Origin of the sequence: Bradyrhizobium sp. 76, assembly GCF_023073025.1 — a bacterium.
Taxonomy (GTDB): Bacteria; Pseudomonadota; Alphaproteobacteria; order Rhizobiales; family Xanthobacteraceae; genus Bradyrhizobium.
Map to the genome: position 1 here is coordinate 843809 of NZ_JADPIS010000149.1, position 14457 is coordinate 858265.

The 14457-nt window shown below is 65.7% G+C and carries 15 protein-coding genes; 5 read left to right on the top strand and 10 right to left on the bottom strand.

The features are described 5' to 3' along the window. Window positions 1-358: 358 nt before the first annotated feature. Entirely contained in the window at window positions 359-556 is a 198-nt protein-coding gene (locus tag IVB48_RS39615; RefSeq protein ID WP_247408604.1) for an arginase family protein, read from the top strand. Here the strand turns inward: IVB48_RS39615 and IVB48_RS39620 are convergent. The 3 genes from IVB48_RS39620 to IVB48_RS39630 all read right to left on the bottom strand — a co-directional run bounded on the left by IVB48_RS39620 (window position 553) and on the right by IVB48_RS39630 (window position 4097). Next, window positions 553-2805, bottom strand: coding sequence for a CHASE3 domain-containing protein (locus tag IVB48_RS39620; RefSeq protein ID WP_247408606.1), 2253 nt, complete (start codon window positions 2803-2805; stop codon window positions 553-555). The genes IVB48_RS39615 and IVB48_RS39620 overlap by 4 nt on opposite strands. Beyond that, window positions 2802-3224 carry a response regulator gene (locus tag IVB48_RS39625; RefSeq protein WP_027569815.1) on the bottom strand — a complete coding sequence of 141 codons (423 nt, stop codon included), beginning with the start codon at window positions 3222-3224 and terminating at the stop codon, window positions 2802-2804. Before IVB48_RS39625 ends, IVB48_RS39620 begins: the two co-directional genes overlap by 4 nt. A 240-nt stretch (window positions 3225-3464) precedes the next feature. Further along, window positions 3465-4097: a BA14K family protein gene (locus IVB48_RS39630; protein ID WP_027569816.1), complete on the bottom strand. Its 633-nt coding sequence runs from the start codon at window positions 4095-4097 to the stop codon at window positions 3465-3467. Window positions 4098-4345: 248 nt separating this feature from the next. Between IVB48_RS39630 and IVB48_RS39635 the strand changes: the two genes are divergently transcribed. Then, window positions 4346-4753, top strand: coding sequence for an NADH:ubiquinone oxidoreductase subunit NDUFA12 (locus IVB48_RS39635; protein ID WP_027569817.1), 408 nt, complete (start codon window positions 4346-4348; stop codon window positions 4751-4753). Between the two features lie 413 nt (window positions 4754-5166). Here IVB48_RS39635 and IVB48_RS39640 read toward each other — a convergent pair whose 3' ends face one another. Then, window positions 5167-5853 (bottom strand): DJ-1/PfpI family protein, encoded by a 687-nt coding sequence (locus IVB48_RS39640; RefSeq protein WP_247408608.1) that lies wholly within the window; start codon window positions 5851-5853, stop codon window positions 5167-5169. Window positions 5854-5944: 91 nt separating this feature from the next. On the opposite strand from IVB48_RS39640, the gene IVB48_RS39645 reads away from it, so the two are divergent. Both IVB48_RS39645 and IVB48_RS39650 read left to right on the top strand, forming a co-directional pair. Then, window positions 5945-6886 (top strand): GlxA family transcriptional regulator, encoded by a 942-nt coding sequence (locus tag IVB48_RS39645; RefSeq protein WP_247408610.1) that lies wholly within the window; start codon window positions 5945-5947, stop codon window positions 6884-6886. 183 nt (window positions 6887-7069) lie between these two features. After that, complete coding sequence (locus IVB48_RS39650) at window positions 7070-7246, top strand: hypothetical protein (protein WP_008137831.1); 177 nt, start codon at window positions 7070-7072, stop codon at window positions 7244-7246. A 59-nt stretch (window positions 7247-7305) separates the two neighbouring features. Here the strand turns inward: IVB48_RS39650 and IVB48_RS39655 are convergent, their stop codons facing one another. Together IVB48_RS39655 and IVB48_RS39660 are read right to left on the bottom strand one after the other, a co-directional pair. After that, window positions 7306-8322: a hypothetical protein gene (locus IVB48_RS39655; protein WP_027569820.1), complete on the bottom strand. Its 1017-nt coding sequence runs from the start codon at window positions 8320-8322 to the stop codon at window positions 7306-7308. A gap of 13 nt (window positions 8323-8335) precedes the next feature. Beyond that, window positions 8336-9283: an alpha/beta hydrolase gene (locus IVB48_RS39660; RefSeq protein WP_247408612.1), complete on the bottom strand. Its 948-nt coding sequence runs from the start codon at window positions 9281-9283 to the stop codon at window positions 8336-8338. Between the two features lie 207 nt (window positions 9284-9490). Here IVB48_RS39660 and IVB48_RS39665 point away from each other — a divergent pair, with 207 nt between their 5' ends. After that, window positions 9491-10528, top strand: a complete 1038-nt coding sequence (locus IVB48_RS39665) for a DUF2155 domain-containing protein (RefSeq protein ID WP_247408614.1) — start codon at window positions 9491-9493, stop codon at window positions 10526-10528. 33 nt (window positions 10529-10561) lie between these two features. On the opposite strand, the gene aat is transcribed toward IVB48_RS39665, so the two are convergent. Genes aat through IVB48_RS39685 form a run of 4 tightly spaced genes read right to left on the bottom strand, consistent with a single transcriptional unit; the run spans window position 10562 to window position 14359 of the window. Continuing rightward, window positions 10562-11242, bottom strand: coding sequence for a leucyl/phenylalanyl-tRNA--protein transferase (gene aat, locus IVB48_RS39670; protein ID WP_247361269.1), 681 nt, complete (start codon window positions 11240-11242; stop codon window positions 10562-10564). A gap of 50 nt (window positions 11243-11292) precedes the next feature. Then, window positions 11293-12408, bottom strand: a complete 1116-nt coding sequence (locus IVB48_RS39675) for a histidine kinase dimerization/phosphoacceptor domain -containing protein (protein WP_247408616.1) — start codon at window positions 12406-12408, stop codon at window positions 11293-11295. Further along, window positions 12405-12845, bottom strand: coding sequence for a response regulator (locus IVB48_RS39680; RefSeq protein ID WP_247408618.1), 441 nt, complete (start codon window positions 12843-12845; stop codon window positions 12405-12407). The genes IVB48_RS39675 and IVB48_RS39680 overlap by 4 nt, the downstream gene beginning before the upstream one ends. After that, window positions 12842-14359, bottom strand: a complete 1518-nt coding sequence (locus tag IVB48_RS39685; RefSeq protein WP_247408620.1) for an ATP-binding protein — start codon at window positions 14357-14359, stop codon at window positions 12842-12844. Before IVB48_RS39685 ends, IVB48_RS39680 begins: the two co-directional genes overlap by 4 nt. Window positions 14360-14457: the final 98 nt, after the last annotated feature.

Below are 14457 nucleotides of genomic sequence, written 5' to 3' on the forward strand. Positions count from 1 at the left end.
ATTGGTAGGCATCGAAACACTGCGAAATGTGCGAAGAGCGACAAGTCGGCTATGGGGCCAATTGCAGAAGTCTATGTTGTTGACGGGCTACCGTCGGGGCAGGAAGGATCGACGGCCTTGGTGTACGCACAAAAGCCGAGGTGTCAGATGTCATTGCGTGGAGTGATCCGCAAATCGGACCGGACTGCATTGGGAAGCGTGGCTGACGTTCAGCTGCAGCTCAGTCGGGTTTTTCCTGGGGTTCGGTTTGTCTACCTGGCCGAGGAACCGCCAGGTGCGATCGAGACGCGAAAACACATGTCTCTTACGCTGCGGCTATGGCTTATGTTGTTCGGAGTAAAAACGCACGCTACCCCTGTTGCAACGGCTCCTGGGAGCGGGCCTGTCCTATTTCGACGTCATAGACCTGATCGCGGGCGTCGCCTCGAAGGCCAGAATTGTCGGTCTCGATCTGGTCGAATTGGTGCCGGAGCGTGATGTGCAGACTATTCGGGCGATCTGCGCAGCGCGGATCATCTGCAACGCCATTGGATGTGCCGCCAAGCAGAAACTCTAGCCGGCCACCCCGCCACCGAGCGCCTTCCTGATCATCTCGGCGAGCTGGTTGCGGCGGTAGGGCTTTGTCAGGAGCATGACGCCGTCGTCGAGCTTGCCGTGGTGGACGATGGCGTTGTCGGTGTAGCCGGAGGTGTAGAGCACCTTCACCCCGGGGCGGATCGTCGCCACCTTGTCGGCGAGCTCGCGTCCGCTCATGCCGCCGGGGATGACGACGTCGGTGAACAGCAGATCGAACGGCTGGCCGGCCTGGATCAGCTCCAGCGCGGCCTTGCCGTCGGGCGCGGCGACGGTCTGGTAGCCGAGGCTCTGGAGCTGCACGGTGACGAAGTTGCGCACCAGCGGATCATCCTCGACCACGAAAATGGTCTCGGCGCCGCCTTCCGCCTGCGGCGTCGTGGTGGGGGCCACTTCGGCCATGCCTTCGCCCGGCGGCAGATAGAGCTTGATCGTGGTGCCGTGGCCTTCCTCGCTGTAGATCTTGATGTGGCCGCCGGACTGCTTGACGAATCCGTAGACCATGGAAAGGCCGAGGCCGCTTCCCTTGCCGACCTCCTTGGTGGTGAAGAACGGCTCGAACGCCTGCTGCTGCACCTCCGTCGGCATGCCGGTGCCGGTGTCGCTGACGGCGAGCATCACGTAAGGACCGGGCCGTACGTCGGGATTGTTTTGCGCATAGGCCTGGTCGAGCACGACGCGGTGGGCCTCGAGCAGCAGCTTGCCGCCGTTCGGCATGGCGTCACGCGCGTTGATCGCCATGTTGAGCAGGGCATTGGTGAGGCGGGACGGATCGATGTGCGCGGTCATCTGCCCCTGTTCGAGCACGGTCTCGATCTCGATCTGCTCGCCGAGGGTGGGGCGCAGGAGTTTCGCGATGTCCGCGACCGCGGCGTTGATCTCGACGTTGCGCGGCTGCAGCGGCTGCCTGCGCGCGAAGGCGAGCAGATGCTGGATCAGCTCGGCGCAGCGTTCGGCGGCCTCGTCGATCAGGCGCGCCACGCGCTGGAGCTCGGGCTGCTGCTTCAGACTTGCCACCAGCGTCTCGGTATTGCCGGAGATCACGGTCAGCATGTTGTTGAAGTCGTGCGCGACGCCGCCGGTGAGCTTGCCGATCGCATCCAGCTTCTGCGACTGGTACAATTGCCGCTCGGTCTCGCGCGACATGGTCGCGTCGTGATAGACCAGCACCGCGCCGGAGACGTTGCCTTGCCCGTCCAGCATCGGCCGGCCGCTGATCATGAGATGACGGGGAGCATTGCCGCTGTGCGGGCGGACGATCATCTCCATATTCTCGAACGGCTCGCCGCGCAGCACGCGTGCCGACGGCAGTTCGTCCGGCTTGAGCGGGGTGACGCCGTCGCCGTGAAGCACGTTGGACAGCGCCCGCAGATTGCGCAGGTTCATGCCGGTCCGGTGCAGCAGCATGCGCTCGGCGGCGGGATTGGACAGAAGGACGTTGCCCTCGGCGTCGATGACCAGCACCGCTTCCGCCATGCTGTGGAACGTGCTCTGGAGCACGTTGACCGACAGGCGGAGCTCGTCATGCGCGGTGACCAGATGCTCGGTGCGCTCGGCCACTGCGGTCTCGAGCTGCTGGTTGGCGGCCGTAGTCTCCAATAGCGTGCTCTTGAGTGCGCCCTCGGTGCGCCGGCTCTCGCGCATCATCATCACGACCAGCAGCAGGATCACCAGCGCGCCGGCGACGTCGATGCCGAGCAGCACGATGCCGGTGCGGCGCGAATCCTGGGAGCGCGCCGCGAGCAATCGTTCTTCTTCTGCGCTCAGATGATCGAAATTGCCCATCACCGTGTCCATGAGGCCACGGCCCTCGCCCTTGCCCTGGAGCGCGGCAATGCCGGCCTGGTCGTTTCCGGCGCGCAGGCGCATCACTTCGGCGGCGATCTCGATCCGGCGCAGCGCCAGCGGCTCGGTGCCCTCGAGCAGCGCGACATGTTCCGGAGTGTCGCGCACGCTGCGCTTGAGGTCGGCGAGTGCCGGTGCGATCCGGGCGTGCACCGCCTGGAATTCCTCGCTGAAGCTCGGGTTGCGATAGATCTCGTAGCCGCGTGCGGCGCTCTCGGCACTGCGCATCAGCACGCGCAGGTCGGAGATTTTCTTCAGCACCTGGACGGTGTGATTGACCCAGGCCGCGTCGGACCGCGACTTGACGTCGAGGCCGATCGAGGCTGCGGTGATGATCAGGAGGATGGCAAGTCCAGCACCGAGAATGACGCGCTGCGTTGGGATCAAGGGGCTTCTTTCTTGTCCTTCGGCTGCGAGCCATCGCCCGGCGCGGCGATGCATTCCCGGATCGTGGTCAGCAGCGCGTCCGGCGTGAACGGCTTGCGCAGGCAGCGGGTCGCGCCAAGCTCCAGCGCCATCCGGAGGAAGTCGGGAGAGGGCGAGGCGGATGAGGCGAAGGCGTAGCCGGACATTGCGATCAGCGGAACCGCCGGCGCGCGCTCGTGAAAGATGCGAATGGACTCGAAGCCGCGCATATGCGGCATGAAGATGTCGACCAGCATCACGTCGAAACTCTGGGTTTCGAGCGCAGCCAAACCCGTTTCTCCGCCGTCAGTCAACGTGACGTCGAAGCCCTGACGTTGGAGGAGGACCTCGATGGTCGCACCGACCATCGGATCGTCATCGACCACGAGAATACGCGGCATGACACTTCCCAGTCATCGAAGTCCCCATAGCCAAGTTGATACAGGTGAATCGCGCGTCGGGTCAATTTGGGATTGGATAAGGGTAGGTATGCACGGTGCGGTGAATAAAGGTCCGCGCATCGGTTGTATGCGACAGTGGCCGATGGCGAACATGAGGCGAGCGAAACAGGTGAGGCGCCCGAATGCGAAAAAGGCGCCGCATCGCTGCGACGCCTTCTTCTTCACGTGTTGCAGGTCGTGTTACGGGCAGGGATGACGCTGGCCGTCATAGCCGAGATAAGTGCCGGACGCCGGATCGTAGGACTTGTAGCGCTGCGCGCAGTAGCCCGCGGAGTCGCCGCCGCTATCTGGGACCACGGCTACTGACGGCTCATCATAATAGCTGTCGTCGCCATAGTAGTACGGGTCGTTGTAATAGCCGCCGCCGTAATAGGCGTACGAGCCGAGGCCGCCGATCGCAGCGCCTGCCGCGACACCGGGCCAGAAGCCGCCGCCGCGATGGCGCCAGCCGCCGCCGTGCCAATGACCGCCGCCGCCATTCCAGTGCTGACCCCCGGCTGCTGCGAAGCTGCGCCCGCCGCCGCCGTTGAAGGCAGCTCCGCCGCTGGGACGCATGGCTGTACCTGCTGCGAAATTGCCACCGCCGCCACCGATCCTCGCGCCGCCGAAGTTGCCGCCGCCCATGCGGGCGCCGCCACCGCCAAAGTGAGCGCCACCGCCGCCGCCGCCGCCGAAGTGGGCACCGCCACCTCCGCCGAAATGGCCACCGCCGCCACCGCCATGTCCGCCGCGACCTTGCGCGAAGCTTGGCGTCGCCAACGGGAGAACCAGCGCCACGGCCGCAGCCGCGCTCAAGACTTTCAGACTTCTCATGATCAAAACTCCTTTTCCCGGAAGCAAACCCGATGAAAGGGCTGTGGTTCCTGGGATCACGGCGGTTTGCGTGCGAGGACAAGTTTTCATGGCGAGGCTGTATCCGGCATGAACGGATCGCGTCCGATTTGCGGCAGAGTCCGTGTGCCCGGCGACCGCATCTGCAGCAGGGCACCGCCGCCCCCGCCGAACTGGACATTTCGCCGTCCGGATGGCATCAGGACCCGACGAAGCAGGGCCCTTGCCGCATGAAACAATTCTTCCTCAAGTTCTTCACCTGGTGGAATGGCCAGACGTTTGGCACCCAACTCTGGACCAGGCGCTATGGCGAGCTGGTCGGCCAGGACGAGCAGGGCAACCTCTATTATCGCACCCGCGGCGGGGCGATCGATCCTGCCCTCGGCTTCGAGCGGCGCTGGGTGGTCTATAACGGCTACGCCGAGGCCAGCCGTATCCCGCCGTCCTGGCACGGCTGGATGCATCACACCGTCGACGTGCCGCCGACGCAGGACAACTACCAGCCGCGCGAGTGGGAAAAGCCGCACCAGCCCAATCTCACCGGCACGGCCAACGCCTACCGTCCCTCGGGCTCGACGCTCGCCAGCGGCAAGCGGCCCAAGGCGACCGGCGACTATCAGCCCTGGACGCCCAGCTAGGCTTCCGATTCCCGTCTCAACCCTTGTCGTTGGAGTGGATGCACCCGCATCCGCCTCGCTCTGCTGTGGACAGCGGGAACAGCGGGGATGAGTCCTGCGCGGGCATTGCAGCCACGCGGGCGATGCGGCTCAATGGTCGCATCTTACGGAGATGGGAGACCATCGCGTTCGGTTCGGGCAACAGTTCGCGACTGTCCCGAAATGCAGCGGCCGCCGACCAGGACTCGATCGGGAAATAGGCCCCCGGTCTGGAAGCTCCGAAATCGCCCGATGAAATGTGCAGCCGCCGTAAGACAGGAAAGGCCGCTCGGGAAACCGGGCGGCCTTTTTCTTTCATGGAGGCACAACTGGATGTCGCGTCCGTGCGCAGCACCGCTACGCGCTGCAGCGCGCCCGGGACACGAGAGCGGAGACTAGGTCATCCTTTCAGCCGCGCGCTTCACCGCCTCTAGCCGCCGCGCCTGACCCTGCGCGCCACGCTCTTTCAGCAACGCCAGCACCTCGGCAGGCGCGGTATCCGGCGAGCCTGCATTGAACGGCGGGGCCGGATTATATTCGAGCTGAAGCTGGATCGCTTCCGCGGTGGTGCGATCGACCATGATCGACACCAGGGTCAGCGCGAAATCGATTCCCGCGGTGACGCCGCCGCCGGTGACGCGGTTGCGATCGACACAGACGCGCGTCTTGGTCGGCGTCGCGCCGAACTGAGCGAGCATCTCCATCGCGCTCCAGTGCGTGGCGGCGCGGTAGCCCTTCAGGAGGCCGGCGGCGCCGAGCGCCAGCGATCCCGTGCAGACCGAGGTGACGTATTTGGCGCCCTCGGCCTGCCGGCGCAGGAAACCGAGCACCTCCTCGTCATTGAGCAGATCGTTGGTGCCGCCGCCGCCGGGCACGCAGATCACGTCGAGCTGCGGGCAGTCGGCGAACGTCGTGGTCGGCGTCAGCGTCAGCACGGAATCGCTCGGCACCGGCTCGATCCGTTTCCAAATCAAATGCAGTTTTGCGCCGGGCACGGAGGAGAACACCTGCAAGGGACCCGTAAAATCGAGCTGGGTGACGCGCGGAAACACCAGGAGACCGATCTGGAGCGGGGACGACATGAGAGCCTCCAATTATGAGCTTGACGGAAGCAGCCTCTCATGATGCCCTTCTGTCCAAAATGGCGTATTTCCCTCGCTTTCGGACATGACCATGATCGGCATCCTGATCTTCCCGGATTTCCAGTTGCTCGATGCGGCCGGCCCGATCTCGGTGTTCGAGATCGCGGCGCGCTGCACGGGCAAGACGACACCCGGGATCCGCGTGCTGGCGGTGAACGCGGGGCCCGTGCGCAGCTCGTCCGGCGTGGAGATGATGGCGCGCGACTTCAAGTCGGCGAATACGATCACGACGCTGGTCGTGGCGGGAGGCGCGGGCGTGACGGATGCCGCGCGCTGCGAGGTCACGCGCGCCTTCGTGCAGCGGCTGGCGCGGCGCGGCGTGCGGGTCGCCAGCGTCTGCTCGGGCGCCTATGTGCTGGCCGAGGCGGGCCTGCTCGACGGCCGCCGCGCCACCACGCATTGGGGACGCACGCGGGATTTCGTCGCGCGCTATCCCAAGGTGAAGTTCGAGCCGGACCAGATTTTCACGCGCGACCGCAATGTGTGGACGTCGGCGGGCATCACGGCGGGCATCGACCTTGCGCTCGCGATGGTGACCGAGGACCACGGCGAGCAGATCGCGCAGGACACCGCGCGGCAGCTCGTGCTCTATCATCGCCGCAGTGGCGGCCAGTCGCAGTTCTCGTCACTTCTGGAATTGAAGACGCCGAACGGGCGCTTCGGCGCGCTGCTGTCCTGGGCGCGCGAGAACCTCGACGCCCGCTTGACGGTCGAAGATCTCGCCGACCGCGCTGGCATGAGTGCGCGGCATTTTGCCCGCGCCTTTGCCGCCGAGACCGGCACGACGCCCTCGAAAGCCATCGAGCGCTTGCGCATCGAGGTCGCGCGCGAGCGCGTGCAGTCCTCGCGCGAGGCGATCGAGCTCGTCGCGGAGACAACCGGCTTCGGCGACCCCGAGCGCATGCGGCGCGCTTTCATCCGCGCCTTCGGCCAGCCGCCGCAGGCGCTGCGGCGCGCGGCAAGGGCCGGGTAGGGAGAATTCACCGATTTGGAGAGGCCGCTTGAGCGGGTGAACACACTTGGATATTTGAGCAGACTTGCATATTGCGCGGCATCTCGCCTTTTGGACCCGGAACCGACCTCCTCAAGCGAATGCAGCCGTTGCGGACGATCTGTACAACACGTACCGTCGCCGAAACCGGTGCAAGGAACCCCAATGACCGATCGAGAAAAGATTCTGATTGCCCTTCGCGAAAAACCTCTGAAGACTTTCGACATCATGAAGCGCGTGAACATCAAGAACCAGGACGACTGCCAATCGCTCCTGTTGAAGATGCGTGACGACGGTGCCGTGAAGTTCGATATTCACAAGGGACATTGGCGCGCTGCGTGACGACATTCGCTTGGTCACCAGCGGCGTCGCATGGCAGCGGACATGACTTTCGGATTGGTTCAGCCCGATGCGGCCTTGCCGCCGGTCGCCGCGGCGCCCGAGGCCTGTGCGCGCGCCGTCAAGCGCCGCGCGATCGGCATCAGCATGTAGGGCGCCAAGTGTATGGGAAACTGCGTCATCGCGAAATAGAGCCAGGTGGTGGGCGGCAGCGCGCCGGCGGTCGCGGCGAGCATCAGGCCCAGATTGCGCTGTGACACCATCAGCCCGAGCGCCAGCGCGCGCTCATAGCCGATGCGGCGGAACAGCAGCGTGGTCACGGCGAGCAGCGTGAAATAGATCGCGAAGGCGAGAGCTGCGAAGCCCAGGGTGGAGACCGGCCGGGCGACGAGATCGCTTGCGACATCGCCCATGATCGCGGTCGCGAAGACCAGCAGGATGACGATGTTGAAGCCGTCGATCGGCTGCCTGTGGCGCTGGATCGCGGCCGCGCCGAAGACCTGCCGGATCACGGTCGCAGCCAGCAGCGATGCTGCGAGGATGCCAAGCAGCTTCAGCCCCAGCGCAGGCGGCGAGATGCTGAGCATGTCGCCGAGGAACAGGCTCGCGAACAGCGATGCCGTGAACGGCACCAGCGCGGTCGCGCTCACCAACGTGACCAGCACCAGCGTGGCATCGAGACCCATCAGCGCGGCCAGCGCCGGCGCGGCCATCATCGGCGAGGCCATGCTCTGCAGCATCAAGGCCAGGGCAAGGTCGGGGGCGCGCGCCGTGAGCCCGGTGACATGGACGATCAGCCCGACGATCACGGGCACGCCGATCATGGTCCAGACGGTGGCGGTCCCGACCAGCGCTGGCCGCCGCAGATGGCCGGTGAGCGCGGCGAGATCGACCCGCATGAAGGAGATGCAGAGCAGAACGAAAATCGCCTCGGTGACGAAGGGGCGCAGCAACATCCCGAGCGGCGGCACCGCGAGCGCGATGAACACGACGGCGGCCACCGCGCGGGTGCCTTGGCCGCCAAGCCATGTCAGCCAGCGCAGGGGGAGGACGAATATGCTTTGAAGAACGGGCGGCATCGGGAACGGCGTTTCAGCCCAATCCTTTCAGCCACGCGCCGATCTCGCTCACGGCGACATTGGCCTCTCGCAGCAATTTCCCCATCGTGAAAAAGCCGTGGAATTGGCCGGGATAATGCTTGTAGGCCACGGGCACGCCGGCCTGCCTCAGGCGCTCGGCATATTCGTCGCCTTCGTCGCGCAGGGGATCGGCACCGGCGGTGAGCACATAGGCCGGCGGCAGCCCGGCCAGGTTTGTCGCCCGTGCCGGCGAGGCGCGCCAGTCGTGGATATCGGCGGCGCCGTTGAGATAATGGTCGCGAAACCAGCGGATCACCGAATGCGTCAGCAGCACGCTGGTCTCGGGCTCGCGGTGAGAGCCATGCGTCATGGCGAAATCGGTCGCGGGGTAGATCAGCAACTGGGCCGCGATCGCGGGACCATTGCCGTCGCGCGCGGCGAGCGCGACGACGGCGGCGAGATTGCCGCCAGCGCTGTCGCCGCCGATCGAAAGCCGGGAGGCGTCGATGCCGAGCTCGCGCGCGTTGGCGGCGACCCATTTGGTCGCGGCGATCGCGTCATCAATGGCGGCGGGAAATTTGTGCTCGGGCGCTAGGCGGTAATCCACCGAGATCACGATCAGCGCGCCGGCGTCGGCGAGCTGGCGGCAGACGACGTCATGGGAATCGAGATCGCCAATCACCCAGCCGCCGCCGTGGAAGAACACCAGCGCTGGCGACAAACCATCATCCCGGCGCGGCTCCTTCGGAACATAGAGACGCGCGGGAATGGCGCCGTGCGGTGCCGGGATCGATAGCGGCGTGACGCGCGCGAGGTCCGGTGGCTCGGGATTGGTCGCAAAGCGTGCCTGCGCGTAATAGGCCCGCGCTTCCGAGGCGGTCAGCGTCTCGTAGGCGGGCCGACCGGCCTCCTGGAAGGCCTTGTAGACGGCGGCGGCATCGGGATCGAGCACGACGGGCATGAGGGAGCGACCTTGCGGGTTTCTGATTGTTCGTTGGACGTCGTTTTCGGGGGCGATGCCCGCCTGACCCCTGAGAGGAGTGCTCGACTATCCCATCCGGGGGCCGATCTGGCCAGACCGGGCCGGGAAGGGCAGGGATGCCGCCCTTCCCCCGCCGTATTCGCCGTGTTAACCGGATGGCCTGCGAGCGGCGGTATCCCCTGTAGAATGTCCAGCAAGCCCGATTCGCTGTTGAAGCCGCGCGAGATGTTTCGAACATTTACTCTGACAGGTCTTGCGGCGCTTCTGGCCGCCACCGCACTGACGGCTGCGACGCCGGCGCAGGCGCAGATCGGTACGATCTTCTCCGATCCGCCGCCGCTGCGGCCGCCCGGCAACATTCCGCGTGGCCAGCCCCAGCCGCAGCAGCAGATGCCCGACGACGACGAAGAGGTGCCGGAGCTGCCGCCGCAGGGCCGTGTGCTGCCGTCGCGTCCCATGGCGCCACCGCCGGGTCGGCAGGGCAATGTGATGCCGGGGCCGGTCGAGACCCAGCCTCTGGCGCCGCCGCCAGGGTCTAGCGCAGCTCCGCCAAACCAGCCGCCGTCCGTCGCGGTCGCTCCACCCAATCCGCAAGGCGCGCCGGGTCAGCGCCAGCCGCAGCAGAAGGGCGCGCCCGGAGGCGCAGTCCCGCAGACGCCGGCGAGCCTTCAGCCGGGCGACGAGGTCGTCACCGAGCCGCCGGCCCAGAAGATCGTGAACAAGAAAGCGACCTTCTCCGGTCTCGACAAGATCACCGGGCGCATCATCAATTTCGACGAGGAGATCGGCGAGACCGTGCAGTTCGGTGCGCTACGCGTCAAAACCGACGCCTGCTACACGCGGCCGGCGACCGAGGCCGCCAACACCGATGCCTTCGTCGAGGTCGACGAGATCACCTTGCAGGGTGAGGTGAAGCGCATCTTCTCGGGCTGGATGTACGCGGCAAGTCCAGGCCTGCACGGCGTCGAGCACCCGATCTACGATATCTGGCTCACCGACTGCAAAGAGCCGCAGCAGACGATTGCGACCGCGGCACCGGATCCCGGCACCAAGCCGGCAGCACCGCCGCCGCCCGCGCAGAAGAAGGCCGCGCCCAAGCAGGTGCAGCAGCGTCCGCCGCAGCCGCTGCCGCCGATCCAGCAGCAGCAGCCGGCACCGCCGCCACCACCTCCGCCGCCCGAGCAGCGCCCGGGTCTGTTCGGTATCCCCGGGTTCGGCCGCTAGGCCAAATCCCCGGGGGTTGGCTAATATCCCTGATTATTGCCGCGCGGCGATGATCTCGAGCGCGCGTGCGCCCGGCATTGCTTCGCCGGCGGAGAGCCTCAGGAAATCGCCGGGCTCGCCCGCGAGCGCCTTGTCGAGCAGCGCGGTGTAGCGCCGCCGCGAAATCTCGGCCGCGCCAAAACTCTTCAGGTGCTCGGTGACGTACTGGGTGTCGAGCAGCTCGAAGCCGCCATGGATGAGCCGCGCGACCAGATGCACCAGCGCGACCTTGGAGGCATCGCGCGCGGTGTGGAACATGCTCTCGCCGAAAAAGGCCCGGCCCAGGCTGACGCCATAAAGCCCGCCGACGAGGTCCTCGCCCTGCCAGGCCTCGACGCTGTGGCAATGGCCGAGCTCGTACAGCCCGCCATAGAGGTCGCGGATGCGCTTGTTGATCCAGGTGTCCTCGCGCCCGGCCTGCGGCGCGGCGCAGCCGGCGATCGTTGCCTTGAAGGCGGTGTTGACGGTGACGCGGAATGAATCCGAACGCACGGTGCGCGCGAGCCGCGAAGCCACGCGAAATCCGTCGAGCGGGATGACCCCGCGCAACTCCGGCTCGACCCAGAACAGGGTCGGATCATCGGCGCTTTCGGCCATCGGAAAGATGCCGCAGGCATAGGCGCGCAGCAGAACGGCCGGCGTGATTTCAGACGGGGCAGAGTCGCGCGAAGTCATGGCTCGCCATAATAGCAGGATCGCAATGCGGTTGCGATGGGCGGTGCGGATCAGTTCGCTGCGGCAGCAGCCGGCTTGCCGGCGGCAGCCGGGACACGGCGGAACATCAACATGACGCGGGTTCCGGAATGGGTGGGGTCGCGCTCGACCGAAGCATCGAGCTTCGTGGCCATGGCTGCGACGATACGCTGGCCCATGCCGGTCGAGCGCGGATCGGCCTTGACGTTGTCGCCGACGCCATCGTCGCTGATCGACAGCAGGAGATCGTCGCCCCGCGAGGTCAGCTCGACATGGATCGGGCCGGCGCCGTCAGGGTAGGCGTATTTCACCGCGTTCATCACCAGCTCGTTGACGATGATGCCGACGGCGACCGCACGGTCCGGATCGATCTCGATCGGTTCGGCCTTCAGCGTCAGGCGCGACATCCGGTTGCCCTCAGCCGAGCGGCGCAAATCCTCGAGCAGCGAGTCCAGATACTGGTTCAGGACCACGCTCTTCAGGTCCTGCGAGGTGTAGAGGCGGCGGTGCACCTGCGCGACCGCGGCGACGCGGCCCATCGCATTGGTCAACGCAGCCTTGACCTCGTCCTGCGCAGCGGAGCTTGCCTGCAGATGCAGCAGGGAGGCGATGATCTGGAGCGAGTTGCCGACGCGGTGGTTGACCTCGCGCAGCAGCATTTCGCGTTCGGCGGCAAGGGCCGCGTAGCGGTCGCGCGAGGCATGGATCTCGGCTTCGGCTTCCTCGCGCGCCTTCTGCATTTCGGCCTGGCGCAGCGCGCCCTCGGCCGCGACGTGAAGCAGGGGGATGAAATCGCCCTTGACGTCCTTGACGAGATAATCGGCCGCGCCCGCTTTCAGCGCCGTCACCGCAATGCTGGAATCCTGCGAAGCGGTGACGAAGACCACCGGCGGCGCGCCCGGGATCGCCATGATCTGCTCCAGCGTCTCCAATCCGTCGAGGCCGGGCATGTACTGGTCGAGCGCCACGACGTCGATGCCGCGGTCAATGCTGTCCTGCGCGCCCGCGCGGCGGATGAGCTCGAGGCCTTCCTCGCCGCTTGCGGCGCGAACGACCTTGTAGCCGCGCCGTGTCAGGCCGCGATCGACCAGACGCGCAAGCGCCCCGTCGTCGTCGATGTAGAGCAGTGTGGGCATGCGCTGGTTCATGGGGCGGCGGGCGGGACCTGGATGACCGAGAAGAACAAGCCGAGCTGCCGGATGGCATTGGCGAAATTCTCATAGTTCACGGGCTTGGTGATGTAGACATTGCAGCCGAGCTCGTAGCAGCGCTTGATTTCCTGGGAATCGTCGGTGGTGGTCAGCACCACGACGGGCGAGGCCTTCAGATATTTGTTCTCCTTGATCTGCTTGAGAATGTCGATCCCGGTCATGTCGGGAAGGTTGAGATCGAGCAGGATCAGGAGCGCATTACCTTTCTGCACGAGCCCGCTGCCGTCGGGCCCGAACAGGTATTTCATCGCGTCCGCGCCGTTGGCAAAGGAGATGATCTCGTTGTTGACGCCGGATCTTCGGATGTTCCGCTCGATCAGCCGCGCGTGCCCTTCGTCGTCCTCGATCATGATGATGCTGACGGGTTGAGTCATTGATCCGCGTTCCGGTTGCTGGTGTTCCAGGTGATGGGCAGCGTGATGGTGAAGGTACTGCCCGTATTCAGTTCCGATGATACCGACATGGTGCCGCCGAGGCGACGCACAAGTGCACGCACATGCGCAAGACCGATGCCCTGACCGGGCTTGTCCTGGGTTCCGGCGCGGCGAAACAGGTCGAAGATCCGCTGGTGGTCCTTGGGGTCGATGCCGCGGCCGTTATCGCTGATCTCGAAGATAGCGTAGCCGAGCTTGGTGCGCCCGCGGATTCTGATCTCGCCGGGGACGCCGGGCTTGAGATATTTGATGGCGTTGTCGATCAGATTGGAGAAGATCTGCTCCAGCGCCAGGCGGTCGCTGACGAGATTGGGCAGGGGGGCGACTTGGATCTCCGCCTGCGCCTCGGCGGCCTGATGCGCCAGCGTCGATACGATCGCTTCGATCAGCTCGGCGGTGTCGATCTTTTCCGGCTGGAACTCGCGCCGGCCCTCGCGGGTGAGATTGAGGATCGCCGAGATCAGGCGATCCATTTTCGCGATCGACGACTTGATGAAGCCCAGCGCTTCGGAAAAATCCGCTGAGAGCTGCTTGTCGGGACCTTCGAGCGCGATCTCGCCGTCCGGCAGCGGCGGCCCGTCGGCCGGGACGTGGGTAAGGCCGCCGATACGGCGGAAAATGTCGCCGCCGAGCTCTTCGAGTTCGCTGGTGAAGCCCATGATGTTGACGAGAGGCGAGCGCAGATCGTGGCTGACGATATAGGCAAAGCGCTGGATCTCGTTGTTGGCTTCGCGCAGATCGGCCGTGCGTTCGTCGACCACGGCCTCCAGGTTGACGTTGGCGTCGCGCAGGCGCGCCTCGGCATCGTCACGGGCACCGGCCGAGCGCCGCACCAGCCAGATCGATATCAGCGCCAGCAGCACGACGAGGCCGGAGCCGATGCCGGTCATCGACGCGGCGAGGGTCTGGCTGCGATCCGAATTGACCGTTCGGAGCCGGAACAGCCGCTCCTCCTCCTGAATCATCCCCGTCGCGACATTGGCGATCACGGCTGTTGCGTCCGTGGAGGCGATCTCGCGGACCAGCGCTGCGGCCTTCTCCGGCTCACCCCGCCGGATGAAATCCATCTCCTGCGCGAACTGCCCGAGCCTGGTCTCGATCGCCGCGCTCAGCTTCTCGATGCTTTGGCGTTGCGCCGGGTTGTCGCCGATCAGGCGCGTGAGCTTGTCGAGAGCGGGGATGACGGCCGCCACGGCCTTGTCATGCTCGACCTTGAAATCCGTCCCCTGTGTCAGAAGGTAGCCGCGGGCGGCGCTCTCGGCCCGCCGGATTTCCAGCAGGAGGGCGTTGATCTGGTTCTCCGCCTCGATGGTGTGAACCACCCATTTGCTGTCGTCTCTCGCCTTGTTGACGAGGTAGACGGAGCCGGCGCTGATCACGGTCAGCACCAGGAGTCCCGCTGCGAACAGCAGGATCTGCCAAAATGTACGCCGTCGCTGCGCGTCAGCGGTCACGACGGTCTCGCTCGATCAGGATTGCCGGACTTCAAAACGCCCCCTCGGAACTGTCCCCATCGTCCCAAACGCGATTGGGGCCAAAGGGTTCCATGCGG

Coding starts and splice junctions, on each gene's coding strand:
- IVB48_RS39625 (WP_027569815.1), bottom strand. CDS start 3,224: ATGCCGCGTATTCTCGTGGTCGATGACGATCCGATGGTCGGTGCGACC.
- IVB48_RS39630 (WP_027569816.1), bottom strand. CDS start 4,097: ATGAGAAGTCTGAAAGTCTTGAGCGCGGCTGCGGCCGTGGCGCTGGTT.
- IVB48_RS39635 (WP_027569817.1), top strand. CDS start 4,346: ATGAAACAATTCTTCCTCAAGTTCTTCACCTGGTGGAATGGCCAGACG.
- IVB48_RS39640 (WP_247408608.1), bottom strand. CDS start 5,853: ATGTCGTCCCCGCTCCAGATCGGTCTCCTGGTGTTTCCGCGCGTCACC.
- IVB48_RS39645 (WP_247408610.1), top strand. CDS start 5,945: ATGATCGGCATCCTGATCTTCCCGGATTTCCAGTTGCTCGATGCGGCC.
- IVB48_RS39650 (WP_008137831.1), top strand. CDS start 7,070: ATGACCGATCGAGAAAAGATTCTGATTGCCCTTCGCGAAAAACCTCTG.
- IVB48_RS39655 (WP_027569820.1), bottom strand. CDS start 8,322: ATGCCGCCCGTTCTTCAAAGCATATTCGTCCTCCCCCTGCGCTGGCTG.
- IVB48_RS39660 (WP_247408612.1), bottom strand. CDS start 9,283: ATGCCCGTCGTGCTCGATCCCGATGCCGCCGCCGTCTACAAGGCCTTC.
- IVB48_RS39665 (WP_247408614.1), top strand. CDS start 9,491: ATGTCCAGCAAGCCCGATTCGCTGTTGAAGCCGCGCGAGATGTTTCGA.
- aat (WP_247361269.1), bottom strand. CDS start 11,242: ATGACTTCGCGCGACTCTGCCCCGTCTGAAATCACGCCGGCCGTTCTG.
- IVB48_RS39675 (WP_247408616.1), bottom strand. CDS start 12,408: ATGAACCAGCGCATGCCCACACTGCTCTACATCGACGACGACGGGGCG.
- IVB48_RS39680 (WP_247408618.1), bottom strand. CDS start 12,845: ATGACTCAACCCGTCAGCATCATCATGATCGAGGACGACGAAGGGCAC.